Origin of the sequence: Roseovarius roseus (genome assembly GCF_043355935.2) — a bacterium.
GTDB lineage: Bacteria > Pseudomonadota > Alphaproteobacteria > Rhodobacterales > Rhodobacteraceae > Roseovarius > Roseovarius roseus.
Map to the genome: position 1 here is coordinate 105,201 of NZ_JBHFPE020000008.1, position 24,557 is coordinate 129,757.

At 64.7% G+C, this 24,557-nt stretch carries 22 protein-coding genes and 1 tRNA gene; 10 read left to right on the forward strand and 13 right to left on the reverse strand.

Annotated features, from left to right (window positions below; translation table 11 throughout):
- Positions 1-216: 216 nt before the first annotated feature.
- The 4 genes from ACEWPL_RS13300 to ACEWPL_RS13315 all read right to left on the reverse strand — a co-directional run bounded on the left by ACEWPL_RS13300 (position 217) and on the right by ACEWPL_RS13315 (position 3,022).
- Positions 217-306 (reverse strand) — tRNA-Ser (locus ACEWPL_RS13300).
- A gap of 173 nt (positions 307-479) precedes the next feature.
- A complete protein-coding gene (locus ACEWPL_RS13305; protein WP_393931009.1) occupies positions 480-1,526 on the reverse strand; it encodes a 5-oxoprolinase subunit C family protein in 1,047 nt (348 codons plus the stop codon).
- Positions 1,523-2,257: a 5-oxoprolinase subunit PxpB gene (gene pxpB / locus ACEWPL_RS13310; RefSeq protein WP_420744353.1), complete on the reverse strand. Its 735-nt coding sequence runs from the start codon at positions 2,255-2,257 to the stop codon at positions 1,523-1,525. Before pxpB ends, ACEWPL_RS13305 begins: the two co-directional genes overlap by 4 nt.
- Entirely contained in the window at positions 2,258-3,022 is a 765-nt protein-coding gene (locus ACEWPL_RS13315; RefSeq protein WP_393931005.1) for a LamB/YcsF family protein, read from the reverse strand.
- A gap of 262 nt (positions 3,023-3,284) precedes the next feature.
- Between ACEWPL_RS13315 and ACEWPL_RS13320 the strand changes: the two genes are divergently transcribed.
- The 8 genes from ACEWPL_RS13320 (at position 3,285) to ACEWPL_RS13355 (ending at position 10,952) form a co-directional block, all read left to right on the forward strand.
- Positions 3,285-3,869: a TRAP transporter small permease subunit gene (locus tag ACEWPL_RS13320; RefSeq protein WP_393931193.1), complete on the forward strand. Its 585-nt coding sequence runs from the start codon at positions 3,285-3,287 to the stop codon at positions 3,867-3,869.
- Positions 3,869-5,260: a TRAP transporter large permease gene (locus tag ACEWPL_RS13325; protein WP_393931003.1), complete on the forward strand. Its 1,392-nt coding sequence runs from the start codon at positions 3,869-3,871 to the stop codon at positions 5,258-5,260. The genes ACEWPL_RS13320 and ACEWPL_RS13325 overlap by 1 nt, the downstream gene beginning before the upstream one ends.
- 154 nt (positions 5,261-5,414) lie before the next feature.
- Positions 5,415-5,756, forward strand: a complete 342-nt coding sequence (locus ACEWPL_RS13330; RefSeq protein WP_393931001.1) for a TetR family transcriptional regulator — start codon at positions 5,415-5,417, stop codon at positions 5,754-5,756.
- A 6-nt stretch (positions 5,757-5,762) separates the two neighbouring features.
- Entirely contained in the window at positions 5,763-5,984 is a 222-nt protein-coding gene (locus ACEWPL_RS13335; protein ID WP_393930999.1) for a hypothetical protein, read from the forward strand.
- Between the two features lie 27 nt (positions 5,985-6,011).
- Positions 6,012-6,581 carry a SpoIIAA family protein gene (locus ACEWPL_RS13340; protein ID WP_393930997.1) on the forward strand — a complete coding sequence of 190 codons (570 nt, stop codon included), beginning with the start codon at positions 6,012-6,014 and terminating at the stop codon, positions 6,579-6,581.
- Between the two features lie 64 nt (positions 6,582-6,645).
- Positions 6,646-7,353: an ABC transporter ATP-binding protein gene (locus ACEWPL_RS13345; RefSeq protein ID WP_393930995.1), complete on the forward strand. Its 708-nt coding sequence runs from the start codon at positions 6,646-6,648 to the stop codon at positions 7,351-7,353.
- A complete protein-coding gene (locus tag ACEWPL_RS13350; RefSeq protein ID WP_393930993.1) occupies positions 7,350-9,713 on the forward strand; it encodes an FtsX-like permease family protein in 2,364 nt (787 codons plus the stop codon). The genes ACEWPL_RS13345 and ACEWPL_RS13350 overlap by 4 nt, the downstream gene beginning before the upstream one ends.
- A 3-nt stretch (positions 9,714-9,716) precedes the next feature.
- A complete protein-coding gene (locus ACEWPL_RS13355) occupies positions 9,717-10,952 on the forward strand; it encodes an efflux RND transporter periplasmic adaptor subunit (protein WP_393930991.1) in 1,236 nt (411 codons plus the stop codon).
- A gap of 297 nt (positions 10,953-11,249) precedes the next feature.
- Here the strand turns inward: ACEWPL_RS13355 and ACEWPL_RS13360 are convergent, their stop codons facing one another.
- From ACEWPL_RS13360 to ACEWPL_RS13375, 4 genes are all read right to left on the reverse strand, one after another.
- Positions 11,250-12,335: a TRAP transporter substrate-binding protein gene (locus ACEWPL_RS13360; RefSeq protein WP_393930989.1), complete on the reverse strand. Its 1,086-nt coding sequence runs from the start codon at positions 12,333-12,335 to the stop codon at positions 11,250-11,252.
- Between the two features lie 149 nt (positions 12,336-12,484).
- A complete protein-coding gene (locus ACEWPL_RS13365; RefSeq protein WP_393930987.1) occupies positions 12,485-13,027 on the reverse strand; it encodes a biotin transporter BioY in 543 nt (180 codons plus the stop codon).
- Positions 13,028-13,115: 88 nt separating this feature from the next.
- The gene (locus ACEWPL_RS13370) at positions 13,116-13,712 is read right to left on the reverse strand and encodes a CbiQ family ECF transporter T component (RefSeq protein ID WP_393930984.1); all 597 of its coding nucleotides are present in this window, start codon (positions 13,710-13,712) and stop codon (positions 13,116-13,118) included.
- On the reverse strand, positions 13,687-14,391 hold the full coding sequence (locus ACEWPL_RS13375) for an energy-coupling factor ABC transporter ATP-binding protein (protein ID WP_393931191.1): 705 nt from the start codon (positions 14,389-14,391) through the stop codon (positions 13,687-13,689). The genes ACEWPL_RS13370 and ACEWPL_RS13375 overlap by 26 nt, the downstream gene beginning before the upstream one ends.
- A gap of 141 nt (positions 14,392-14,532) precedes the next feature.
- On the opposite strand from ACEWPL_RS13375, the gene ACEWPL_RS13380 reads away from it, so the two are divergent.
- Both ACEWPL_RS13380 and ACEWPL_RS13385 read left to right on the forward strand, forming a co-directional pair.
- Positions 14,533-16,713 (forward strand): thiamine pyrophosphate-dependent enzyme, encoded by a 2,181-nt coding sequence (locus ACEWPL_RS13380; RefSeq protein WP_393930982.1) that lies wholly within the window; start codon positions 14,533-14,535, stop codon positions 16,711-16,713.
- Positions 16,710-17,738 (forward strand): ACP S-malonyltransferase, encoded by a 1,029-nt coding sequence (locus ACEWPL_RS13385; protein ID WP_393930980.1) that lies wholly within the window; start codon positions 16,710-16,712, stop codon positions 17,736-17,738. The genes ACEWPL_RS13380 and ACEWPL_RS13385 overlap by 4 nt, the downstream gene beginning before the upstream one ends.
- Positions 17,739-17,784: 46 nt before the next feature.
- Here ACEWPL_RS13385 and ACEWPL_RS13390 read toward each other — a convergent pair whose 3' ends face one another.
- From ACEWPL_RS13390 to ACEWPL_RS13410, 5 genes are all read right to left on the reverse strand, one after another.
- A complete protein-coding gene (locus ACEWPL_RS13390; protein WP_393930978.1) occupies positions 17,785-18,792 on the reverse strand; it encodes a PAS domain-containing sensor histidine kinase in 1,008 nt (335 codons plus the stop codon).
- 127 nt (positions 18,793-18,919) lie between these two features.
- On the reverse strand, positions 18,920-19,705 hold the full coding sequence (locus ACEWPL_RS13395; RefSeq protein WP_393930976.1) for a carnitinyl-CoA dehydratase: 786 nt from the start codon (positions 19,703-19,705) through the stop codon (positions 18,920-18,922).
- Positions 19,702-21,741, reverse strand: coding sequence for an acetate--CoA ligase family protein (locus ACEWPL_RS13400; RefSeq protein ID WP_393930974.1), 2,040 nt, complete (start codon positions 21,739-21,741; stop codon positions 19,702-19,704). The genes ACEWPL_RS13395 and ACEWPL_RS13400 overlap by 4 nt, the downstream gene beginning before the upstream one ends.
- A 231-nt stretch (positions 21,742-21,972) precedes the next feature.
- The gene (locus ACEWPL_RS13405; protein WP_393930972.1) at positions 21,973-23,133 is read right to left on the reverse strand and encodes an acyl-CoA dehydrogenase family protein; all 1,161 of its coding nucleotides are present in this window, start codon (positions 23,131-23,133) and stop codon (positions 21,973-21,975) included.
- Positions 23,130-24,551: a carnitine 3-dehydrogenase gene (locus ACEWPL_RS13410; RefSeq protein ID WP_393930970.1), complete on the reverse strand. Its 1,422-nt coding sequence runs from the start codon at positions 24,549-24,551 to the stop codon at positions 23,130-23,132. Before ACEWPL_RS13410 ends, ACEWPL_RS13405 begins: the two co-directional genes overlap by 4 nt.
- Between the last annotated feature and the right edge of the window lie 6 nt (positions 24,552-24,557).

Sequence of the window (24,557 nt, forward strand, 5' to 3'; positions counted from 1 at the left end):
GGGCGAATGGAGATAGAGGAGGGGCTATCGAATCACTACAGCGCCGGAGTCAGGACCGGCGGGGTCAGTCAGATTTGTTCGCGGGCAAATCCAAGACAAAAAGTTGTGTCCAGTAAAAGCCGCTACCATCCGAAAATTAGTGGGGGAAATTTTGTGGGAAACGTCAGCCACACATCTCTATAATACTTTGAAAACAAATGACAATATAGGATGGGGTGGCGGAGACGATGGGATTCGAACCCACGAGACCCTTCCGGGCCTACTCCCTTAGCAGGGGAGCGCCTTCGACCACTCGGCCACGTCTCCGCCGACCCGTTTAGAGATGTCTCTGCGCAGAAACAAGGCGAAAGTTGAGGGAAATCGCGGCGGTTGGGTCAGCCCATGTTTTTGGGTTCAAATCATGGGGTCGTGCAGGGAACATCTCAGGTTTTTACCTTTGCTTGATGCCGTCCCAGGGCGCATCCTTTTGGCACAATGGGTCAATCCTTGTCGTGGGCGGCGCTTGCGACGCCGCTGATCAGGTTTGTGGCCAGCAGGCTGTGAGAGGTCAGTTTTGCTGGATCAAGGCTGACGGGCTCTATCATGGCGAGGGCCTTGGCCGTGGCGGCGGCGCCCGAGCGGTGGATATCCTGCGCCTCGCCCACGGATATGGCAGAAAAACGCAGCGCGGCGCCAGGGGCCATGCGTCCGAGCGTCGGCAGATCGGCTGAGACCACCCCAGCGATCTTGGGGTAGCCGCCGGTTGTCTGATGATCGGCCAGAAGAACGATCGGCTGCCCGTCGCCGGGCACCTGGACAGCGCCCGTGGCCACGCCGTCCGACGTGATGTCGTGGCCGTTCCGGTGGGTCAGCTTGGGCCCGCTCAGGCGCATGCCCATGCGGTCGGCCTCGGATGTTACGCGGAACTCGGCTTGCAGGAACTCGGCGATCGCGTCTTTCGTGAAATGATCGTCCTGCGGCCCGAGGACGACGCGAATGACCTTGGGCGGCGCCAGTGACGGCGGTTGGATGCACCGCATGTCAGGCTGCTCCTCCGGCCCGGCACATCTGAGGAGCACGGTATCACCGTCGGCGAGCGTGCGGCCCTCCAGCCCGCCGAAACTTGCGCGCAGACAAGTGGAGCGGCTGCCTAGAACGAGCGCAAGGTCAAATCCGCCCGCGACGGCAAGATAGGCGGTGACGCTGTCCTTGAGGGGCGGCACGCGCAGGACGGTGCCGCGTTCGAGGGTGACGGATTGCCAGGCTGGCACCTCGCGCGGCTCGGGTGCAAGGGTGAGCAGAGGGGCCGAGGTGCCACAGAGCGCGACGCGTACGCGCGCGGCCTCGACCTTCAGTACCGGACCGGCAAGGCGGATCTCAAGCGCGGCCTCGCCTTCCTTGTTGCCGACCAGCGCGTTGGCGATGCGCAGCGCAACAGGATCAAGCGCGCCCGAGACGGGAATGCCCGCTGCCTGATGCCCGGAGCGGCCAAGATCCTGCACGGTGGTAAAGGGTCCGGCGCTTTGAACGATCAGCGCGGCGGTCATCGGTGCGCCTCCTCGATGGTGATGCGGTCCTCGATCGGGCGGGCCGCCAGATCGTCGAACTCCTCGGCCCCGATCGGCCGCAGCCGCACCTCGTCTCCCGCGCGCAGCAGAGTCGGCTCTTCGCGGGTGATGTCGAAGAGCGCGGCAGGCGTGCGCCCGATCGCATGCCAGCCGCCGGGCGAAGCAAAGGGGTAGATCACCGTCTGCCCCACCGCGACGGCAACCGTGCCCGGCGCGATACGCGTGCGCGGTGTCTTGCGGCGTGGCAGGGTCAATTCGGGTGGCAGATCGCCCATATAGGGATGACCCGGCGCAAACCCGATCATGTAGACGTAATGCACGACGCCACTATGAAGGGCGATCGCCTCTTCGATACCTAGCCCCCCGGCGGCACCAACCTCGTCCAGATCGGGGCCGTGATCCCCGCCATATGCCACTGGCAACGTGACGCGGCGGCCACCGGCCACCTCGCCCAGTGGCGCGATATCCAGCGCGTCGATCCGGGCGCAGAGTTGCGCATGGTCCAGCACGAGCGGGTTGTAGTGGATCGTAAGCGAGCGAAAGGTCGGCACCGTCTCGATCACCCCGTCCAGCGCGCCCGCCTGCATCCGTGCCTTGAGGGCAGCATCCAGCGCCATGACCTGCCGGTTGATCCGGCGGTCGACACGGGCGCCGAATTCAACCGTCAAGGCGCAGTCCCCAGAGGGCAGATATCGCATCCCCGCGCCCATTCAACCCGCCATCGGGCGCAGCTCCACGCCTGCCCGCGTCAGCGCGTCGCGCACAGCGCGGGCCATCGCGACGGCATGCGGATTGTCGCCATGCACACAGATCGTATCGAACTCCAGCGCGATATCCTGCCCGTCAATCGCGATGACGCGGCCCTCCAGGGCCATGCGCACCATGCGCGCTGCCGTCTCTTCGGCATCTTCCAGCACGGCGCCCGGCTGGCCCCGCGGGGCGAGTGTGCCATCGGCGCAATAAGCGCGGTCGACATAGGCCTCGCGTGCGATACCGAGGCCAGCGCGCTGCGCTGCGCGCTCCTGCTCGGTGCCCGGCAGCGCGAGAAAGAGCATGCCGGGATCGGTGGCCAGAACGGCGCGGGCCGCGGCATCGGCGATCTCGGCATTGACGGCGGTGACATTGGCAAGTGCGCCATGCGCCTTGAAATGCGTGACCGGCACACCGACCGCGCGGGCCATCGCCTGAATCGCGCCGATCTGATAGATCAGCAGCTTTTCGATCTCGTCCGGGTCATCATCGGCAAAGCGGCGGCGCCCGAACCCCCAGAGGTCCAGATAGCCCGGATGGGCGCCAACCCCGACACCCTTGGCCTTGGCCAGGCTCAGCGTGCGGTGCATGACCACCGGGTCACCGGCGTGGAACCCGCAGGCGATATTGGCCGAGGTGATGATGTCGAACATCTCGGCGTCATGGCCCATGGTCCAGGCGCCCCAGCTTTCGCCCAGATCGGCGTTCAGATCCACCTGTCGCATCGCCCGCCTCCCTGCTGGCCTGCCCGCTATGGGTTAAGGGCTACAGGCCCAAAGCTCCAAAGAAAAGGCCCGCAGCTTGGCATCAAGCCCCGACCTATCTGCGCGCCGAACCCCACCATAGCCGAAAACTGCGAAACACGCGCCTTTTGCGCAACAAACAAACGCTTTTGGTTGACTGATAGCATACTTCGCTGTTTAAGGCGCGGACCCGTGCGGCCGACGTGGATTGCACGAGCCTTGCAGGGGAGAGCACGCCGAAATGATGCGATTCATCGCCCGAGTTGCTGCGCTGATATGCTGGATCAACTGGCTTGTCGGACAGGTCTTTGCCTGGCTCAGCCTCGGTATCGTGCTGGTCTGCTTTACGGTCGTTGTGCAGCGTTATGTCTTTGCCATCAGCTATGTCTGGATGCAGGACCTTTACATCTGGCTGAGCGGCGCGATGTTCACCGCCGTCGCGGGATTTGCCCTGATGCGGGACGACCATGTGCGCGTCGACATCTTCTACCGCCCGGCATCGGTGCGCAAACGCGCAACGGTCGATCTGATCGGCGCGCTGATTTTTCTGCTGCCCTTCACCGGCGTCGTCTATGTCTATTCCATGCCCTTCGTGCAGCGCGCCTGGTCCTATACCGAGGCGTCGGCGAATGTGGGCGGCATGCCCGGCCTCTACATCCTCAAGTCGTTTATCATCGCCTTCGCTGTCCTTCTGGCACTGCAGGGCATCGCGATGATCTGCCGCTCGATCCTGGTGCTGGGCGGGCGGCGCGATCTGGTGCCGAGCGTCATTCAATACCCGGTGGGCGCGGATGACGCCGCCGCTGCCGCAATCGAGGGATCGCACTGATGGACCCCATTCTGATCGGCGAGATCCTCGCCGGCCTCATGTTCTTCGGCATCATCGGCTTTCTGCTGATGGGCTTTCCCGTGGCCTTCACGCTGGCGGGCGTGTCTCTGATGTTCGGCGGTGTCGGCTATGTGCTGGGCGTGTTCGACCCCTCGAATTTCGGCGCGCTGCCGAACCGCTATATCGGCTTCATGACCAACGAAGTGCTGGTCGCCGTGCCCCTTTTCATCTTCATGGGTGTCATGCTGGAGCGCTCGCGCATCGCCGAGCAGCTTCTCATGACCATGGGCAAGCTTTTTGGCAATCTGCGCGGGGGGCTTGGCATTTCGGTCATCCTCGTGGGCGCGATGCTGGCGGCCTCAACGGGTGTCGTGGGTGCCACGGTGGTGACGATGGGCCTCATCTCGCTGCCCGCGATGCTGCGCGCGGGGTATGACCCCAAGCTGTCGACCGGCGTCATCTGCGCGTCGGGCACGCTGGGCCAGATCGTGCCGCCCTCGACGGTCCTCATCTTCATGGGTGACATGCTGTCGGGCATCAACAGCCAGGTCCAGATGGCGAAGGGCAATTACGCGCCCATGCCCGTCTCCGTCGGCGACCTCTTTGCCGGGGCACTGCTGCCCGGTTTCCTTCTGGTGGGCCTCTACCTGGCTTATACGATCTTCAAGGCGGTCACCGACCCCGCCTCATGCCCCGCCACGCCCGTCCCCGAGGCCGAGCGCGGCGATCTGGGCCGCGAGGTTCTCTCGGCCCTCCTGCCCCCGATGCTGCTGATCCTCGCCGTGCTCGGCTCGATCCTCGGCGGCATCGCCACCCCGACCGAGGCCGCCTCGGTAGGCGCCGTGGGCGCAATGGTGCTGGCGGCGCTGCGCTGGCGCCTGTCGCTGACAATCCTACGCGAGACGGTCATCGCCACGGCGACGATCACCTCGATGGTTTTCGTCGTGCTTCTGGGCGCGTCGGTCTTCTCCGTGGTCTTCCGCCTGATGGGCGGCGACAACCTGGTGCATGAATTCCTCAGCACCTTGCCCGGCGGCACCCTGACCGCGGTGGCGATGGTCATGGCCATCATGTTCCTGCTGGGTTTCATCCTCGACACGTTCGAGATCATCTTCATCGTGATCCCGATCACCGCGCCGGTGCTGCTGATGATGGATGTCGATCCCGTCTGGCTTGGCGTGATCGTGGGCGTGAACCTGCAAACCTCGTTCCTGACCCCGCCCTTCGGCTTTGCGCTTTTCTACCTGCGCGGGGTGGCTCCGCCCGAGTTGCCCACCTCGGCCATCTACAAAGGCATCCTGCCCTTCGTGGTCTTGCAGATCCTGGCGATCGCGATCCTCTTCATCTTCCCCGGCATCGTCACCTGGCTGCCCGGTCTGATTGCCGGATGACGAAGAGAGCCGAGACAGAGCAACAAGCGAAAAGGTCCAGTATGATTACTGGACCTTTTTTAGGTGTTGCTGCGGCGAATGGCCCGCATACTTGACGGGGTTGTCTCGCACCATTACATACCGACCGGCGGTTTGTAGTTGGAGAGAAGGTTGGGTGGAACGCAACGATGCTCGAAGGCTGTGTCGCAGGATGGCCCCGGATGCGAGATACGCGACGATCCTCGACGCCTCTCAAGTATTATTCATGGAGCGGGGCTACGAAGCCGCAACGGTCGCCAATCTTCTTAATGTTGCCGGTATTGCCAAGGGTGGGTTCCACTATCATTTCACCGCCAAGGAGGATCTGCTCACCGGTGTCATCTCGCGAATGACCGCTCAGGGCCTGACCGTAGCCGAGGCCGACCCGAGCCAGGAGGATGGCAACGCGTTGGCCAAGCAAAGTGCATTCCGTCCGTATTCGTTTCAATGGGAAGCCGACATTATCGGCGGGGTTTGAGCCTTCGTGACCGTTCTTTTGCAACCCGGTAACCACGTACTTTTCGAGCGCGCCTTCACAAAAACCGCGCATGCGGTCGTGCCGGCGCTGAACGGGATGATTTGCGACGGCGTGCGTGAAGGCCTGCCACAAGGCAGCATCGCGCTGTCAAACCCTAGTGAATACCGCCGGATGTTGGCCGAACTTGCCGGCACCGACGAGAGCGCCGGAAGCGATGCTGCGATATGACAAGAACCTAGAAAAAGGACACATGACATGCTGACCTTGAGAGAATTCAAGCCGCGTATTTTCGAGGTTACCCTGTCTGACGTGGTCGACAAATCCGATATCGCCACGATGAAGCGGGAGCTGAAGCCGGCCTTGGAGGCCAACGGCAAAATGGGCATCATCCTACATCTCGAGGCTCTCGACGATGTCATCTGCGACGCGTTGATCGCGGATGCCCGCTTTGAGTTTTCAATTCTGCCTCAATGGTCGAAGGTGGCGCGCGTCGCGGAAGTGACCGACAAGCAGGCATTTCAGGCACTTCTGAACTGGTTCGACTCGATTTTACCGACGATCGACGTCCCCACCTTCGCGCCCTCTGAAAAAGACGCTGCGGATAATTGGGCGAGTGAGGGCTTCGATCTGGGACTGCTTGGCGACAAGGACACCTTGACGTCCAAATTAGGGACCATTGGCACAATCGGTCGCTATGCGGTCGTGGGGGCATCCGGTTGGATGCGTGCGATGATCCGATCAATGGGACCCCTTATACCCATCGAGATGTGCGCCTTTGACGCGTCCGAAGATGACGCCGCGCGGCAATGGGCGTGCGGAGTATGATCAGAAAACCGCCATCGAGACCGTGTCGATGGCGCTTTCCATGGCCGGGTGAGGGGCAGTCTGGATGAGCCGATTTGCATATACCACCCTTGGCCTGACCAAGGTTTACGGCGAGGGCCATTCGGCAGTCCACGCGCTGCGCGGTGTGGACCTCGAAATTCCTGCGGGTGAGATCGTCGTGCTGCTCGGGCCTTCGGGTTCGGGTAAATCCACGCTGCTCAACATCATCGGCGGGCTGGATCGGGGCACCGAAGGCGAGGTCCGTTTCCGCGATCAGGTGCTCAGCGACATGAGCGATGCCGAGTTGACGCGCTATCGGCGCAACCACGTGGGCTTCGTCTTCCAGTTCTACAACCTTATGCCCAGCCTGACGGCGCGCGAGAATGTTGAGCTGGTGACCGAGATTGCAGCCGATCCGATGGACCCCGACGAGGCGCTGGCGCTCGTGGGCCTGAAGGAGCGGACCGATCATTTTCCCGCTCAACTTTCGGGCGGCGAGCAGCAGCGCGTGGCTATTGCGCGGGCCATCGCCAAACAGCCCGACGTGCTGTTCTGCGACGAACCGACGGGCGCGCTTGACAGCCAGACCGGGCGCGCGGTGCTGCGCGTTCTGGCGGATGTGAACGCGCGCCTCGGCTCAACCATCCTGATGGTTACACACGCCGCAAGCCAGTCGCAGATGGCTGACCGGGTGATCCATTTCGCCGATGGCGATATCCGCGAGATCGTAGAAAACCGCCAGAAGCTGAGCCCGGAAGAGATCGAGTGGTGAGCCCGCTTGATCACAAGCTCCTGCGCGACCTCTGGCGCATGAAGGGACAGGCAGGCGCCATCGGCGCGGTGATCGCGGTGGGCGTAATGATGCTGGTGATGATGACCGGCCTCACGGCGTCGTTGACCGAGACGCGGGACGCCTATTACGACCGCTACCGCCTCGCCGATGTCTTTGCGCCTGTCGCCCGCGCACCTGAGCGGCTGGCCGGGCGGCTTGCCGAGATCCCGGGCGTGTCGTCGGTGCAAACCCGGGTGAACGGGCGCGCACTGATCGATCTGCCGGGGCAGGTGCTGCCGGTTCAGGCACAGGCGGTGTCGCTGCCGGATCGGGACAGTCCGGCGTTGAACGACGTCTTCCTGACCGATGGCCGGATGCCTGCATCGGGACGGTCCGACGAGATCCTTCTGCTCGCAAGTTTTGCGGCGGCCCATGATCTGCGCCCCGGCGACCGCTTGCGCGCTACGATGAACGGGGCGCGCCGCAGCTTTTACATCGTGGGCCTCGCCCAGTCGCCCGAATTTCTCTACACGACCGCGCCGGGCGAGCTGGTGCCGGACGACGCGCGCTTTGGCGTCATCTGGATGGCGCGCGCGGGCCTTGCCGCCGCCTATGACATGGCGGGCGCATTCAACGAGGCGCTTCTTGGACTGTCGCGCGATGCGTCCGAGGCTCCGGTGCTTGACGCTGTTGACCGTCTGCTGGAACCTTACGGAGGGTCCGGCGCCTACGGGCTGGCCGACCAGTTCTCCAATCGCTTCGTGTCCGAGGAAATCTCGGGGCTGGAGGCCGCCGCCGTAGGCGTGCCACCCATCTTCCTCGCCGTCGCGGCCTTTCTTCTCTACATCGTGATCAGCCGCATGGTGCAATCCGAGCGCGAGGAGATCGGGCTGATGAAGGCCTTTGGGTATACCAATGCCGAGGTCGGCGCGCATTATTTCAAGCTGATCCTCGCGATCGCCGCAGGGGGTGCCCTGGCTGGATGTCTGGGCGGCATTGCCTCGGGCCGCGCGCTGATTGGCGTCTACACCGCCTATTTCAAATTTCCCTTTCTCGTCTTCCAACTTGATCCGGCCTCCTTTGCAACCGGCGTCACTGTCAGCATCCTTTCGGCCTCGGCGGGCGGTCTGTTCGTCTTGCGCCGCGTCTTCGCGCTGACACCGGCCGTGGCGATGCGCGCACCGGCCCCGCCGAATTTCAGCCGGACGGGGCGGATCGGGCACAGCCTGAACCGCTTTCTCGATCAGCCCTCGCGCATGGTGCTGCGCCGCCTGACGCGCCAGCCCGGGCGCATGGCCGGTTCGATCATCGGCATCGCTTCGGGCATGGCATTGTCGGTGGCGATGATCACGATCTACGCAGGGTTCGACCGCACGATCGACCTGACCTTTTCGGTTGTCGACCGCAGCGACGTGACCGTCAGTTTCACCCATCCGGTCAGCGACAAGACCTTGTTCGAGCTGGTTCGCCTACCGGGTGTGCAACGCGCCGAGCCGGTGCGCAATGTCAGCGTCGTGTTGCGCCATGGGCTGGAAAGCCACCGTGGCGCGCTGATCGGGCTGCCGCAAGAGCCAGAGCTCAACCGCGCGCTTGACGATACGCTGGCCCCCATTGCCTTGCCGGAACGTGGCGTGGTGCTTTCGGAAGTGCTGGCCAACATGCTCGGGGTCGTTCCGGGCGACACCCTGACCGTCGATGTGCGCGAAGGAAGGCAACCGCTTTTACAAATTCCGGTTGCCGGAACTGCGCGGAGCCTGCTCGGATCGCCCGCCTACATGAACCTTGGCGCCCTGAACCGTGCCCTGCGCGAGCCGGGGCGCATCTCAGGTGCCTACCTGACCATCGACGCGGCAGAGGCGGATGCGATCTATGCGGCTCTTCAGGACATGCCGACGGTTGCGGGCGTCAGCCTGAAATCCCAGGCCCGCGACGCCTTTGTCACGCTCATGAACCAGGGCGCGGGTGCGATCCGCTACGTGATGGGGGGCATCGCCTTCATCATCACTTTCGGCATCGTCTACAATGCGGCGCGTATCGCGCTCGCCGAGCGATCCCGCGATCTTGCCAGCCTGCGAGTGATCGGCTTCAGCAAGGGCGAGACGGCCTTTGTCCTGCTGGGCGAGCTGGCCGTCGTCACCGTGATCGCGCTGCCGGTCGGCGCGATCCTGGGTTACTACCTGTCCTTCGGCATCGCCGCGGGCTTTTCGACCGATCTCTACCAGATCCCGGCTATCTTCGATCCTGTCAGCTATGGCCAGGCCACGCTAGTGGTTCTCGGCGCCGCGCTGGTTTCGGGCTGGCTGGTCAAACGCGATCTCGATCACGCCGACCTGATCGAAGCTCTCAAGACACGGGAATAAACCATGGCAAAAGCAAAGAAGCGATCCCGCCTGATCCTCACGAGTATCGTCATACTGCTGATCGGAGGCGCATTGACCGCAGCCTTCTGGCCCCGGCCGACGATGGTTGATCTGGGCAGAGTGACGCAGGGTCCGATGATGGTCACCATCGACGAGGAAGGCCACACGCGGGTCGCCGAAGCCTATGTCGTGTCGACACCCGTCGCCGGTCGTCTGCAGCGGGTCCAGGTCGACCCCGGCGACCCGGTCGTGCGGGGCGAAACAGTGGTGGCACATATGCTACCAACGAATCCGGCGGCACTGGACGTTCGCACGCGCGAGCAGGCGCTGGCGGCAGTGCAGGCAGCCGAGGCGGCCCTGCGTGTCTCTCGCGCCGATCTGAATGCTGCCATTGCCAACCGCGACCTGGCTAAAACCGAAAGTTCCCGCAGCGAACAGCTGGCCGTGCGGCAGATCGTCAGCCAAGCGGCACTTGATCGCGCGCGGCAGAACCTGCGTGTCTCCGACGCTGCTGTCGAAACCGCAGAGGCTGCGATCGCCATGCGCGAGGCAGAGCTTGCGAACGCGCGCGCACAGCTCATCGGGTTCGACGATCAGGGACTTGTGGCTGCCATCGGCAACACGCGCAGCGACGACATTCCCCTCTATGCGCCCGCCAACGGCCGTATCCTACGTGTCATGCAGCAGAGCGAGACGACACTACCCGCCGGTACGCCAATCATGGAAATCGGCGATATCGAGGGCGAACTGGAGGTAGTTGTCGATCTGATCTCGTCCGATGCCGTTCAGGTTGAAGTCGGTGATCGCGTCATCATCGAGGATTGGGGTGGCACGCCGTCGCTGGAAGGCGAGGTGCGGCGGATCGACCCGTTCGGCATCACGGAATACTCGGCACTCGGTGTCGAGGAGCAGCGCGTACCCGTCACCGTGGCACTGATCGGCCCACCCGAAGACCGGCGCGCCTTAGGCCACGGCTACAGGGTCGAGGCGCGCATCGTCGTCTGGAAGGACGAAGACGCGCTGATGGTTCCCGCAAGCGCTCTCTTCCGCACCGGAAAAGACTGGTCGGTCTTCGTGGCGGAAGGCAGCACAGCCGCGTTGCGCACGGTCCGGATCGGCCGCAACAACGGAATTGTCGCAGACGTACTCGAAGGGCTGGAACCAGCAGATCTGGTGATCCTTTACCCGTCGGCGGCCATTACCGACGGGGCGCCAATCACGCAGCGAACAATAGAATAGACAAGCGCGCAGAGCTCAATTCGCAGCCATCATTTGGCAGCAACTCCAGAACCCAACCTGTTGCGCGACAGCTGCAAAGGACCGTATGCGAACGAACTCCCGAACGCAGGCGTTGGGAGATCCTCTGCGAACTAGTCCTAGATCCGCATAGCCGACACCCGCTGGACGAGCGCCCAAATCTCCATGTGCGGTTTGCAGTCGGGCAGGCCCTGCACTTCATCGAAGCCTACCCTGCGCCCTAACGAAAAAGGCCCGGCATCGCTGCCGGGCCTTTCAGATTTCCAAATCCGAAACGGATCACATCTGGAAGTATTTAGCGCGCGCGGTCTGGAACGATGCGTCGATCTGCTCGGTCTTGGTGCGCACCAGCGCCAGCGCTTCGAGGTAGCTTTCCGTGGTTTTCTTGACGAGCGGATCATCACTGGACCGCAACTCTTCGATGACCTCTATCGAGGCCTTTGCCCCGGCTTCCATGATCTCGTCGGGGAACTGGTGCACCTGCACGCCATGCTCTTCGACCAGCACACGCAGCGCGCGGGGATCGTTGGCCAGGAAATCGGCCGAAACCATGTCGTATTCCGCCTGGCTGACATCGCGCACGATCGCCTGCAGATCGTCCGGCAGCTCCTGATACTTGGCCTTGTCGACCACGATCTCGGTGGCAAGGCCCGGCTCCACGAAGCTGGGCATGTAGTAATGCTTGGCCACCTGGTGAAAGCCCAGCGCGAGGTCGTTATACGGGCCGACGAATTCGGCGGCGTCCAGCGCGCCCGATTGCAGCGCCTGGAAAATCTCGCCGCCGGCCATGTTGGTCACGGTCGCGCCCAGTTTCTCCCAGACGCGGCCACCGAGGCCCGGCGTGCGGAAACGCTTGCCCTTGACCGAATCGAGGCCGGTCAGCTCTTCGCGGAACCAACCGCCGGTCTGATTGCCCGTATTGCCCGACAGGAAACCCTGAACCCCGAACTGGTCATAAATCTCGTCCCAAATTTCCTGCCCGCCCATGAAGCGGACCCAAGCGGTCAGCTCGGCCGTGGTCATGCCGTAGGGCACGCCCGTAAAGAACGACAGCGCGGGCGATTTGTTCTGCCAGTAATAGGCGGCGCCATGGCTCATCTCGGCGGTGCCGTCGATGACAGCGTCAAGGCTCTGAAGGGGCGGAACCAGCTCGCCGGCGGAATAAACCTGAACGGTCAGCCGGCCACCCGACGCGGCGGTGATCCGGTCGGCCAGGCGCTGTGCGCCAACGCCCAGACCGGGGAAATTCTTAGGCCATGTGGTGACCATGCGCCACGTGATATTGCCCTGTGCGATGGCCGGTGCGGCCAGCGCAGTCGCAGCGGTGCCAAGTGCACCAGCGCGGATAAACGAACGACGATCCATTAAGGTAACCTCCCAGTTATTTCGGATCCTGCGGCGCGGACTGCTCGAACGGCCCCCGCCCCGCTTTGGTGCGGCGAATTAAGCAGCGCCCGTCGGCAATGTCCATGATTTCATGGACGCAAACCGGATTGGGCTTTCAGCTCGCCGGATCAGGCGCGCGACAGCACCGCGCGGGGCCGCGCCCGGTAGAGCGCCGAGGTGATGAGCCCCGCCAGAACCGCCTTGATCGCGTCGCCGGGGATGAATGCGGTGACCAGCAGCGCCGCCTCGCCCAGCGATTTGCCGAGCACCTGCGCCAGCCCGATAATGCCGAATGCATAGAGCACGAGGCCGCCCACCGCCGCCGCGACGCCCGCCGAGACGGCAAGCGGCACGCTGCGCCAGCTTTGCGTGATCAGGCCCGCGATGAACGCCGCCACCGGGAAGGCGATAAAGAAGCCCCCGGTGGGCGAGACGATCACGCCAAGGCCGCCGCGGCCACCGGAAAGCAAAGGCAGACCAAGGCAGACCAGCAGCATGAAGAGCAGCACGGCCATCGTGCCGCGCTTTGCGCCCAGAACCGTGCCGCACAGCATCACGCCTAGGCTTTGCGCCGTGATCGGCACGCCGAACGGCAGCGTTACCTGCGGGATGATCCCCAGCGCGGCGATCAGCGCGGCGAAGAGGGCGACGAGGGCGATGTTGCGTTCCATGGGCCGGGCTCCTGATGGGCGGTTCGGGCCTAGGTGCGCCAGAATGACGCGGCGACGCAACAGAAAACTTGCGCCTCGCCAAGGCGGTCTAGACGCCGCCGCGGGCCTTCAGCGCATCGGCGACGCGCTCGGCATCATCGATGGCGCAGAGGGCAAAGGGCGTCACGATGCGCCAGCCTGGCCTGCGGGCCGACCGCGCGCGCCACGCCCGCCGCAGAGCCGCGCCCTTATCGGCCAGCATGGGCGTGAAGCGGATGACAAGCGCGATGCCCAGCTCCAGCGCGCGCGTCTCAACCCCGAAGCGGCGCAGCGGCGCGGCCAGCCAGCGCACGACGGCAATCATGTCCGACAGCCGTGTCGTCATGGTCACGAGGTTGGCGAGTCCCACGGCGGTCAGCAGGCGCAGCGCGATGACTGCACCCTGTCCCGGTGTCGCGGTGAGGACGTGCCAGATCACGATGATGGCAAGGAAGGGCCAGAGCACCCGCAGCCTCAGCATGCCCGTACGGAAAAACACCGCGCCCGGCGCAGCGTATAGCGCCAGCATCCCCACAAAGGCCGCCGCGTGCCCCAGCGCGCTGCCCATTGCGAAAAGCGCCATCGTCGCCGCGCAAAGCGCCGCCAGTTTGGCACCGGCCGGCCAGTGATGCGCGCGCGTCTCAACCGGCGAGGTCAGCGATATCATCCAAGCCTCCCAGCCTCTCCATCTCGGCGCGGAACTGCGCCAGCACCGCGTCCGCCGCACCATCCTGCGCGACCCGTCCCTCGGCGATCCAGAGCACGCGATCATAGCCGTCCAGCACCTCGGGGTCGTGCGAGATATGGATCAGCTGTGCCTCGGCGCGCTCCAGATAGCGCATCAGCTGCATCCGCGTGGGGATGTCGAGGCCTGACAACGGCTCGTCCAGCACGATCAGCGCGGGGCGCATCGCAAGGATCGACATGAGGCAGACCAGCTGCTTTTGCCCCTGGCTGAGCGGATGAATGGGCGCGCCCGCCCAGTGTGCCTTGCCGAAGTCGGCCAGAATGGCGCGCACCCCCTCGGCTGCCTCGGGTTTGGACTGCCCCAACTGGCGCAAGCCAAAGGCGATCTCTTCGTCCACGGTCGGAAAGATGATCTGGTGATCGGGGTTCTGGAAAAGGATGCCGACCGTGCGAATGGCCGCGCGCCGATCGCGCGCCACATCGACGCCTTGGATGCGCAGCGTGCCCGCATCCGGCACCTCCAGCCCTGCGATCAGGCGCGCCAGTGTGCTCTTGCCCGATCCGTTGCGCCCGACAATGCCGATCCGCGCCTCATCGGCGCGCAGGCTGATGCCGTGCAGGATGGTCCGCCCCTCCAGCGTCAGTGAAACGTTCTGCATGTCGAGCGAAGGGGTCACCGGGCGGCCTTTCCTGCTGAGCGCATGACTTAGCCGGGCCGGGACCGGGAAAACAAGGCTTGAGGTGCGCGCGGGGCACGGGCAAGGTGCGCGCCAGATCACCACCGCCGACAGGAGTGCCCAATGGACCGCGCCGATATCGTGCATGAGAACTTTCGCGCGCGAGCCGCGTCGGGCGATCTGCCCGAGGGCAGAGATCCCGCCGCATCGCTTGAGCCCGCCGAGGCCATCCGCCTGTTCCGTGCGCAGTGCCTTTCCCGCGCGCTCGACCGCACCAGCCGGGCGATGCAGAAGGCGGGGCAAGGATTCTACACCATCGGATCTTCGGGACATGAAGGGATGGCTGCGGTCGCCCACGCTCTGCGCCCCGACGATATCGCGTTTCTGCACTACCGCGACGCCGCGTTTCAGATCGCGCGCGCGGACCAGGTGCCGGGGCAGTCGATCCTCTGGGACATGCTGCTGAGTTTCGCCTGCTCCTCCGAGGATCCGGTATCGGGCGGGCGGCACAAGGTGCTGGGATCACGCGCGCTGATGATCCCGCCGCAAACCTCGACCATCGCCTCGCACCTGCCCAAAGCGGTTGGCGCGGCCTATGGTATCGCGCTTGCCCGCCGCCGCCCGCCCGAGCATCGCGCGCTGCCGCAGGATGGCATCGCCGTGGCGACCTTCGGGGATGCGTCACTGAACCACTCGACCGCGCAGGGCGCGATCAACACCGCAGGCTGGACCAGCGTGCAGTCGGTGCCCCTGCCCCTGCTCATGGTGTGCGAGGATAACGGCATCGGCATCTCGACCCCCACGCCCAAGGGCTGGGTCGCGGCCAGCATGCAGCACCGTCCCGGCATCAAATATTTCACCGCCAACGCGCTGGACCTCTACGAGACGGCGCAGGTCGCCGCCGAGGCTGCGCGTTACGTTCGGACCCAGCGCAAGCCCGCATTCCTGCACCTCACCATGGTGCGCCTTTACGGCCATGCCGGGGCCGACCTGCCCACGACCTACATGGCCAAGGAGCGGGTAGAGGCGGAGGAGGCGAACGATCCGCTGCTGCATTCCGTGCGCCTGCTGGATGCCGCCGATGCCCTTGGGCGCGAGGACGCGCTGGCGATCTATGACGAAACCTGCGAGCGCGTGTCGCGCGTCGCCAGTGAGGTGACGACGCGCCCGCATCTGAAGACGGCCAAGGATGTGATGGCCAGCATCGTTCCGCCCCGCCGCCTCTGCGCGCCCACCAACGGGCCCAGCCCCGAAGAGCGCGAGTCCGCCTTCGGCAGCGACATGAAACAGATGGACCAGCCCCAGCCGATGAGCCGCCTCATCAACTGGGCGCTGACAGACCTCATGGCCACCCATGGCGAAATCGCCGTCATGGGCGAGGATGTGGGCCGCAAGGGTGGCGTCTACGGCGTCACCCAGCGCCTGCAACAACGCTTTGGCACCGACCGCGTGATCGACACCATTCTGGACGAGCAGAGCATCCTCGGCCTTGCCATCGGCATGGCGCATAATGGTTTCGTGCCCATCCCCGAGATTCAGTTCCTCGCCTATCTGCATAATGCCGAGGACCAGCTGAGGGGCGAGGCGGCGACGCTGCCGTTCTTCTCCAAAGGCCAGTTTACAAACCCGATGGTGCTGCGCATCGCGGGGCTGGGGTACCAGAAGGGCTTTGGCGGGCATTTCCACAACGACAACTCGCTGGCCGTGCTGCGCGATATTCCGGGCCTGATTGTCGCCTGTCCGTCGAATGGCCCCGACGCCGCAAAGATGCTGCGCGAATGTGTACGCCTTGCCCGCGAGGAGCAGCGCGTCGTCGTCTTTGTCGAGCCCATCGCGCTCTACCCGATGCGCGATCTGCATGGGCAGGGCGATGGCGGCTGGATGGGCACCTACCCCGCCCCGGACGAGCGTATCCGGCTGGGCGAGGTCGGCGTGCATGGCGAGGGCCGCGATCTGGCCATCGTGACCTATGGCAACGGGCATTACCTGTCGCGGCAGGCACAAGCCGCGCTGGAGGCCGAGGGGATCAACGCCCGCGTCATCGACATGCGCTGGATTGCCCCTCTGCCTGAGAAGGCCGTGCTCGAGGCGGTGCGCGGGTGCCAATCGGTTCTGGTCGTCGATGAGTGTCGCCGCACCGGCGGGCAGGCCGAGGCGCTGATGGCCCTCATGGTCGAGCGCGCCGAACTGCCCGTGACGCGCCTGACAGCCGAGGACAGCTTTATCGCCACCGGTCCGGCCTATGGGGTCACCATGCCCTCGGTCGATAGTATCATTGCCGCCGCCAGGGAGGCCTGCGAATGAGTTGCCGCGCCGTTCTGATCTGCCCCGGCCGGGGCACCTACAACAAATCCGAATTGGGCTATCTGGCCCGCCACCACGCGGGCGCGCCCCTACTCGAAACCTTCGACGATCTGCGCCGTGCCGAGGGTTTGACATCCCTGACCGAGCTGGACAGCGCCGAACGGTTCTCGACCGAGACCCACGGCACGGGTGATGTCGCATCGCCGCTGATCTACGCCTGCTCCTACCTTGATCGCGCCGCGCTGGCCGAGGATATCGAACTGGTCGCCGTCACTGGCAATTCCATGGGCTGGTACACCGCGCTGGCCGCCGCGGGCGCGCTGGATGCCGAGGGCGGATTGCAGGTGGTGAGCACGATGGGCCGCCTCATGCACGAGGCCGCAATCGGCGGGCAACTGGTCTATCCCTGCACCGGCCCCGACTGGCGCCCGGATCCCGCGCGCCGCGCGGGCCTGATGCAGACCGTGCGCCAGATCGACGGCCATGCCGGGGTGCTGCGCCTTTCGATCGACCTTGGCGGGATGCTGGTGCTTGCAGGCGACGAAGCTGGACTGGCCGAGTTCGAAGCCTCGGTGCCGAAACTCGACAACCGCTTCCCCATGCGCTTGCCGCATCACGCGGCCTTCCACACCGATCTGCAGGCACCGGTGGCAGAGGCCGGGCGCGCGGCACTGCCCGCCACTCTCTTCGGTCAGCCCGAATTGCCGATGATCGACGGGCGCGGCGGCGTCTGGTGGCCGGGCGCCAGCGATCTGGGCGCGCTTTATGATTACACGCTGGGCGCGCAGGTGACGGAAACTTACGATTTCGCCCGCGCCATCCGTACCGCCGCCCGCGAATTCGCGCCCGAGATGTTCATCGTCGCCGGGCCGGGTAACACCCTTGGCGGGTCGGTTGCGCAATCCCTGATCGCCTGCGACTGGCAGGGGATGGCGGACAAGGCCGCGTTTCAGCAGCGGCAGGAAGATACCCCCCTGCTGGTGTCGATGGGGCTGGACGAGCAGCGCGCGATCGTCACAGGCTGAGGCCCGCTCATACCGGTCCTGACGCCAGTCCGCGCAGCCGGACCGGTCAGAGGCGCGGCATGCGAAAGGTAAAGACCGTGCCGCTTTCATCCGAGGTCATGGTCAGGTCGCCGCCATGCCCACGGGCGATCTCGCGCGCGATGAAGAGGCCGAGGCCCAGCCCCTGCTGCGACTGTTTGACATTGCCCCGCGCGAAGGGCTGAAACAGCATCTGCCTGACCTCTTTGGGGATGGGCGCGCCCAGATTGGTGACCCACAGGTAGAACGAGCCGTCGCGATCCTGTGCCGAGACGGTGACGGACGCGCCTTCTTCGCCATGCGTGACGGCATTGGCCAGAAGGTTGGAGATCAGCTGAGCGATCCGGCCCACATCGCAGCGGATCGGATCGCAGAAATCATACTCGGTCACGATCCGCGTATCGGGATGGGCCAACTCGATTTCCTGCACAACCTGCTCAAGGATGGGCTGCACGTCGTAATCCTTGATCCGCTCGATGTTCAGCCCCCCGCCCAACCGCGCGCGGGCGAAATCCATCACGTCGTCGATCAGGCGCGCGATTCGGTTGCTGGAGCCCTTGATCGACTCGGTCATCTCCCGCACCTGCGGGTCGTCCGAACAGCGATCAATCACCCGCGCCGCAGCGTTGATCGCCGCCAGCGGATTGCGCACGTCATGGCCGAGAACGGCAATGAATTGTTCGCGCAGCGCCGCCTCATCCTCGCGCGTTTTCAGCGCGGCCTCGTTTTCCTTGTCCGTCGTGATGCAGCGCCCGGAACAAAAGATATGCTCGCCCTCGGGCACGGCATTCCACGAAATCCAGTGATAGGATCCGTCAGCGCACCGATACCGATTGACGAAGTCCAGAACGACCTCACCGCGCATCAAACGATCAAAGGCGCCATTCGCAAACTCCCGATCTTCGGGATGGATGAAGTAGGAAAAGCGTCGAGCAGCAATATCTTGCTGCGTATACCCAAGCAGACGCGACCATGCGGGATTCGTGTCGATGAAATGGCCCCGGCTGTCGACGACCCCCAACAGGTCTGGTGTCACAAGCCAGGTCCGGCTCCCGCTTTCTTGATGTGTCACGCCGCAGATATTTCCCGGTAAAGTTTGGTGAATGATAGCCTGCGGAGGGCAGGCTGTCACCCGTCTTGACCGGGTGCTGACGAGCCGCGGGTCAGCGCCCCTTCCAGACCGGGTCACGCTTTTCGGCGAAGGCGCGCGCCCCTTCCATCTGGTCCTCTGAGGAATAGAGCCGATCCACGGTGGGATATTGTCGCCGCGCGATCTTGTTCATCACCGTCTGGAAATCGCTGCCTTCCGCATCGCGCACGATCTCTTTCAGCGCGGCATAGACCAGCGGCGGGCCCCCGGCGAGGCGGTCAGCCAGCGCGCGTGCCTCGGTCATCAGATCCGCCGCAGGGTGGACGTGATTGATCAGCCCCCAGCGCGCGGCCTCTTCCGCGTCGATCCAGCGGCCCGTCAGCAACATCTCCATCGCGATGTGATAGGGGATGCGTTTGGGCAGTTTGGCGGTGGCCGCATCCGCCACGGTGCCGGAATTGATCTCGGGCAACGCGAATTGCGCGTGATCGGCGGCCAGGATGATATCCGCGCCCAGCGCCAGTTCCAGCCCGCCACCACAGCAGATGCCGTTGACGGCCGCAACGATGGGCTTGTTCAGATCGCGCAGCTCCTGAATGCCGCCAAAGCCGCCGACGCCGTAATCACCGTCAACGGCATCGCCATCCGCCGCCGCCTTCAGATCCCAGCCGGGGCAAAAGAACTTGTCCCCGCCCCCGGTGATGATCGCGGCGCGCAGATTGTCGTCATCACGGAAGTCCCGAAACACCTCGCCCATGAGGCGGCTGGTTTTCAGGTCGATCGCGTTGGCCTTGGGCCGGTCCAGCGTCACCTCCAGAACATGGCCCCTGGTTTCGGTCTTGATCGGGCTATCAGTCATGGCTTGTCTCCTGTTCTGATGAGCGCATCCGCCGCAACGGCGCGCGTGGGGGTACAGATCAATGGGTTGATCTCGACTTCCTGCACTTGATCCGCATGTTTGGCCACGTAGTCCTGCACCGCAAGAACGGCACGCAGGATGGTCGCGCGATCCGTCCCCGGCTGGCCGCGATAGCCTGCCAGCATGGGCGCGATGCGCAGGCTGTCAAGCGCGGCGGTGATGTCTGCCTCGTTGACCGGCAGGATCAGCGACACGCTGTCCTGCAAGATTTCGGTCAGCACGCCGCCCGCCGCCAGGGTCAGGACAAAGCCATGCGCCGGATCGCGCACGACCCCGACCAAGAGCTCGGCCGTGCCGCCGGTGATCATTTCTTCCAGCAGATATGCGGGCGCTTTCATGCGCTCCGCCGCCGCGATCACCACCTCGGGCGAGGCAAGGTTCAGCGCCACGGCGCCCGCCTCGGTTTTGTGCGCGAACCCCTCTCCCTTGAGCACCAGAGGCAGCGCCATGCTATGCGCCGCGTCCGGCAGACCGGCCGCCAGGGCGCGCAGCGATTGCGGCACATCCACCCCATGAGCGGCCAGCGCCGCCTTGCTCTCCGCCTCGCTCAGAACGCGGGCCTCGGCCTCCGGGCCGGACAACAGGATCGGCGCCTCGGGTGCGCGATGGCGACCCAGCGCAGCGGCGGTCTCGATCGCGGTCAAGGCGTCGTCAATACCCAGAAGGGGGATCATCCCGGCCTCGATGATGCGCTGCGCCGTGCGCTCGCTGAGGTTCTCGGGCAGGCTTGCCACGATGGCCAACGGCTTGCCAGCTGCCCGCGCGGCGGCGCCGCCGGCCGTGATGGTGCAGTCCCAAGCCGCATCGCTGCACCGGTCGGTGCGCGGATAATCCACCACAAGGCAGCCGAGGGCGATATCGCCCGACAGCGCCGCGGTGAACGCCTCGGTCATCTTGGGCACGTCATCCCAGATGAAGGTGTGGTAATCCAGCGGATTGGCCAGCGCCACCATCGGCCCCAACGCCGCGCGCAGCGCACTATGCTGCTGTGCGTCCAGCGGCGGATAGCTGATATCGCGGCCCACGGCGGCATCTGCCATCAGGCTTGCCTCGCCGCCCGAGCAGGACAGCGAGACGACCCGGTCCGATGCCAGCGGCCCCGCCAGATGCAGGAGCTTCAACGTCTCAACCAGCGCGGGCAGCGACGTCACCTGCGCGACGCCCAGCCGCGCCAGCAGCGCGCGAGCGCCAGCGTCACTCCCCGCCAGAGAGGCGGTATGCGACACCGCAGCCGCGCGCGCCTGTTCGGACTTGCCGGCCTTCAGCGCGACGATCGGCTTGCCCAGCGCGCGTGCACGATCCGCGAGCGCCTCGAAGGCGCGCATATCGCCGATGCCCTCGATATGCAGACCCAGCGCGGTGACGCGACTATCCTCCAGCAGCGCCGCCCCGATTTCGGCCAGCCCCGTCTGCGCCTGATTGCCCGCCGTCGCCACATAGGCCAGCGGCAAACCGCGCGCCTGCATGGTCAGGTTGATGGCGATGTTCGAGCTTTGGGTGATCAGCGCGACGCCCCGCTCGCAGCGCTGGCCACCATGCTGGTCGGGCCAGAGAAGCGCGCCGTCGAGATAGTTGATGAAGCCATAGCAGTTGGGCCCGATGATGGGCATAGCGCCCGCCGCGGCCAAAAGCTGATTCTGGAGCGCATCACCATCCCCCGTCTCGGCCTGCGCCTCACGAAAGCCGCTGGCAAAGCAGACCGCCCCGCCCGCGCCCATTCGGCTGAGGCGGCCCACGGTGTCGATGGTCGCTCCTCGGTTCACGCCGATAAAGGTGGCGTCCGGGGCGCCGGGCAGATCCTCAAGCGAGGCGTAGGCAGGCAGGCCCGCCACCTCCGGGCGTTTGGGGTGCACGGGCCAGATTGTCCCCCCAAAACCCATGCGGCGGCATTGGTCGATCACCGAGGCGCACCAGACGCCGCCGCCGACAACGGCGATGGATTCCGGTCGGATAAGGCGGGAAAGGTCACGCGTCATTGCTGCCACTCCTCCAAAAGAGATTTGATGCCTTCGGCGAGGATATTTTTCGCAAGAAGAAGGGGGCGGTAACGCATGGTTAATCACTCTTGGTCAGTATGGAGGCACGGTACAGGCGGGGACGCCGATGACCGTGCAAGGAGAAAGGGTTTCGCCTTTTGAGGGGGTGCCGGACAGGTCCCCCCTCTTTCTATTTGCCTCAAATATCCCCGCCTGAGGCAAAAAAGTTCTTCAGGCGCCCAAGGGCCGCAGCAGATCGCGGCTGATGATATGGCGCTGGATCTCGCTGGTGCCGTCCCAGATCCGCTCGACCCGCGCATCGCGCCAGAACCGCTCGATCGGGAAGTCGTCCATCAGACCCATGCCGCCGTAGATCTGCAGCGTCGCATCGGTGACGCGCGCCAGCATCTCAGAGGCGTAGAGCTTGGCGCTCGCGATCTCGCGGTTGGCGGACAGGCCTTTGTCCAGCCGCCAGGCGGAAGCAAGGGTCAGCCAGTCGGCGGCGTCGATCTCGGTGATCATATCCGCGATCTGAAAGCTGACGCCTTGGTTCTTGCCGATGGATTGGCCGAATTGCTTGCGCTCCGCCGCGTAGTTCAGCGCCAGGTCAAAGCAGCGGCGCGCGCGGCCCACGGACATGGTGGCAACCGTGATGCGCGTCGCATAGAGCCATTCGTTCATCACTTCAAAGCCACCATCGACCTCGCCCAGCACCTGAGCATCCGGCAGACGGCAATCGTCGAACTCGAGGATCATGTTCTTGTAGCCGCGATGGCTGACCGATTTGTAGCCGTCGCGGATGGTGAAGCCGGGTGTGCCGCGATCGACGAGGAAGGTCGTGATGCGCTTTTTCGGTCCCTTGGGCGTGTCATCCTCGCCCGTGGCGATGAAGACGATGATGAAATCAGCGTGATCCGCGCCCGAGATGAAATGCTTGGTTCCGTTGATAACCCAATCGCCGCCATCGCGCTTGGCGGTGCATTTCATGCCGCGCACATCCGATCCCGCCCCCGGCTCGGTCATGGCGAGGGCATCCATCCGCTCGCCGCGCACGGCGGGCAGGAGGTAGCGCTCGCGCTGCTCGTCATTGCAGGCCATCAGGATGTTCTGAGGCCTCCCGAAGAAATGCGTGAGCGCCATGGAGCCGCGGCCCAGCTCGCGCTCGACCAGCGCGAATTCGAGATGGCTGAGGCCCGCGCCGCCCACCTCCTCGGGGAAGTTGCAGGCGTAGAAGCCCAGATCCAGCGTCTTTTGCTTGATCTTTTCAGCCAGCTCGGGCGGCACCTCGCCGGTGCGCTCCACCTCGGCCTCATGGGGGTAGATCTCGTTCTCGACAAAGCTGCGCACGGTCGAGACGATCATCTCCTGCTCGTCGGTCAGTCCGAAATTCATGTGTCTGCTCCTTGATGGGCGGCGGCCAGCGCCTCGACGGCCTTCAGCACCTCGGGCGAGGGCTCGCAGGTGCGGCGGGTCTCCAGGCTGACATGCAGCATGAACTGGTCGCAGGTCGCCATGACCTCGCCATCCGAGGCGCGGCGCATCTCGTGCAGGCAGCGCAGCTTCTTGCCCTTGCCTTCGGTGACGCGGCTATAGACCTCGACGGCCTCGCCGGCATGCGTCTCGGCCAGGTATTTGGTCGTGGTCTCGACCGTGAAATAGCTGAGACCGCCCGCGACGTACTCGTCATCCGCGCCGACATAGGCCATCACCTCTTCAGACGCGTCCGAGAAGATCTGGCCATATCGGCCCTCGTTCATATGCCCGTTCACATCGGTCCAATCAACGGGGATCGTGCGGCTGAGGCTGAGCATCGGCACGCCCGCCTCCAGCGTGGGGCGCATCGTTTTTTCATGCTCGTTCAGCAGGCGGCCCGAGGCATTCCCCTGCTGCTTCAAGCTACGCATCATGGCAATGAGGTTGCCGTCGCGTTTGCGCTCGAGCTGGCGGATGGTCAGGTGGCCCGACTGGTCGTCGGACTGGTCGGCGATCATCTGGGCCAGCTCGTCGGTCAGCTCGGGCACGTCCATCAGCTTGGTCCAGGGCCATTTGAGGCAAGGACCGAACTGATCGATGAAATGCTTCATGCCCGCCTCGCCGCCCGCGACGCGGTAGGTCTCGAAAAGGCCCATCTGCGCCCAGCGGATGCCAAACCCGTAGCGGATCGCGTTGTCGATTTCCTCGGTCGTGGCGATACCGTCCTTGACCAGCCAGAGCGCCTCACGCCAGACCGCCTCGAGAAAACGGTCGGCGATATGCGCGTCGATTTCCTTGCGCACACGCAGGGGGTAGAGGCCGACGGCGGTCAGCATTTCGGCAGCGCGGTCGACGGTTGCTGTGTCGCTGGCATCGGTCGCAACGACCTCGATCAGGGGCAGGAGGTAGACGGGGTTGAACGGGTGGCAGACCATGATCTGGCCGGGGTTTGCGGCGCCCTCCTGCAGCTCGCTCGGCTTGTAGCCGCTGGTGGACGAGCCGATGATGGCGGATGCGTCACAGGCGCCCTGGATCTCGGCATAGACCTTGTGCTTGATGTCGAGCCGCTCGGGCACGCTTTCTTGAATCCAGCCCGCGCCGCTCACCGTCTCGGCAACGGTATCGTGGAACGTCAGCGTGCCCTCGGCGGGCATGGCGTAGTCGTAGAGCATCGGCAGCGCGTGGCGCGCATTGCCGAGCACTTCGCCGATCTTGCGCTGCGCCTCGGGGTCGGGATCGAAGATGCGCACATCCCAGCCGTTCAGCAGGAAACGCGCGGCCCATCCACCGCCGATCACACCACCGCCGATGATGGCGGCTGTCATTTTCTTGGTCATATCAGG

Excerpts from the sequence above, each read along its gene's own strand:
- ACEWPL_RS13305 (WP_393931009.1), bottom strand. The coding sequence starts at position 1,526 with ATGACCGCCGCGCTGATCGTTCAAAGCGCCGGACCCTTTACCACCGTG.
- pxpB (WP_420744353.1), bottom strand. The coding sequence starts at position 2,257 with ATGGGCGCGGGGATGCGATATCTGCCCTCTGGGGACTGCGCCTTGACG.
- ACEWPL_RS13315 (WP_393931005.1), bottom strand. The coding sequence starts at position 3,022 with ATGCGACAGGTGGATCTGAACGCCGATCTGGGCGAAAGCTGGGGCGCC.
- ACEWPL_RS13320 (WP_393931193.1), top strand. The coding sequence starts at position 3,285 with ATGCGATTCATCGCCCGAGTTGCTGCGCTGATATGCTGGATCAACTGG.
- ACEWPL_RS13325 (WP_393931003.1), top strand. The coding sequence starts at position 3,869 with ATGGACCCCATTCTGATCGGCGAGATCCTCGCCGGCCTCATGTTCTTC.
- ACEWPL_RS13340 (WP_393930997.1), top strand. The coding sequence starts at position 6,012 with ATGCTGACCTTGAGAGAATTCAAGCCGCGTATTTTCGAGGTTACCCTG.
- ACEWPL_RS13345 (WP_393930995.1), top strand. The coding sequence starts at position 6,646 with ATGAGCCGATTTGCATATACCACCCTTGGCCTGACCAAGGTTTACGGC.
- ACEWPL_RS13355 (WP_393930991.1), top strand. The coding sequence starts at position 9,717 with ATGGCAAAAGCAAAGAAGCGATCCCGCCTGATCCTCACGAGTATCGTC.
- ACEWPL_RS13360 (WP_393930989.1), bottom strand. The coding sequence starts at position 12,335 with ATGGATCGTCGTTCGTTTATCCGCGCTGGTGCACTTGGCACCGCTGCG.
- ACEWPL_RS13365 (WP_393930987.1), bottom strand. The coding sequence starts at position 13,027 with ATGGAACGCAACATCGCCCTCGTCGCCCTCTTCGCCGCGCTGATCGCC.
- ACEWPL_RS13370 (WP_393930984.1), bottom strand. The coding sequence starts at position 13,712 with ATGATATCGCTGACCTCGCCGGTTGAGACGCGCGCGCATCACTGGCCG.
- ACEWPL_RS13375 (WP_393931191.1), bottom strand. The coding sequence starts at position 14,391 with ATGCAGAACGTTTCACTGACGCTGGAGGGGCGGACCATCCTGCACGGC.
- ACEWPL_RS13380 (WP_393930982.1), top strand. The coding sequence starts at position 14,533 with ATGGACCGCGCCGATATCGTGCATGAGAACTTTCGCGCGCGAGCCGCG.
- ACEWPL_RS13385 (WP_393930980.1), top strand. The coding sequence starts at position 16,710 with ATGAGTTGCCGCGCCGTTCTGATCTGCCCCGGCCGGGGCACCTACAAC.
- ACEWPL_RS13395 (WP_393930976.1), bottom strand. The coding sequence starts at position 19,705 with ATGACTGATAGCCCGATCAAGACCGAAACCAGGGGCCATGTTCTGGAG.
- ACEWPL_RS13400 (WP_393930974.1), bottom strand. The coding sequence starts at position 21,741 with ATGACGCGTGACCTTTCCCGCCTTATCCGACCGGAATCCATCGCCGTT.
- ACEWPL_RS13405 (WP_393930972.1), bottom strand. The coding sequence starts at position 23,133 with ATGAATTTCGGACTGACCGACGAGCAGGAGATGATCGTCTCGACCGTG.
- ACEWPL_RS13410 (WP_393930970.1), bottom strand. The coding sequence starts at position 24,551 with ATGACCAAGAAAATGACAGCCGCCATCATCGGCGGTGGTGTGATCGGC.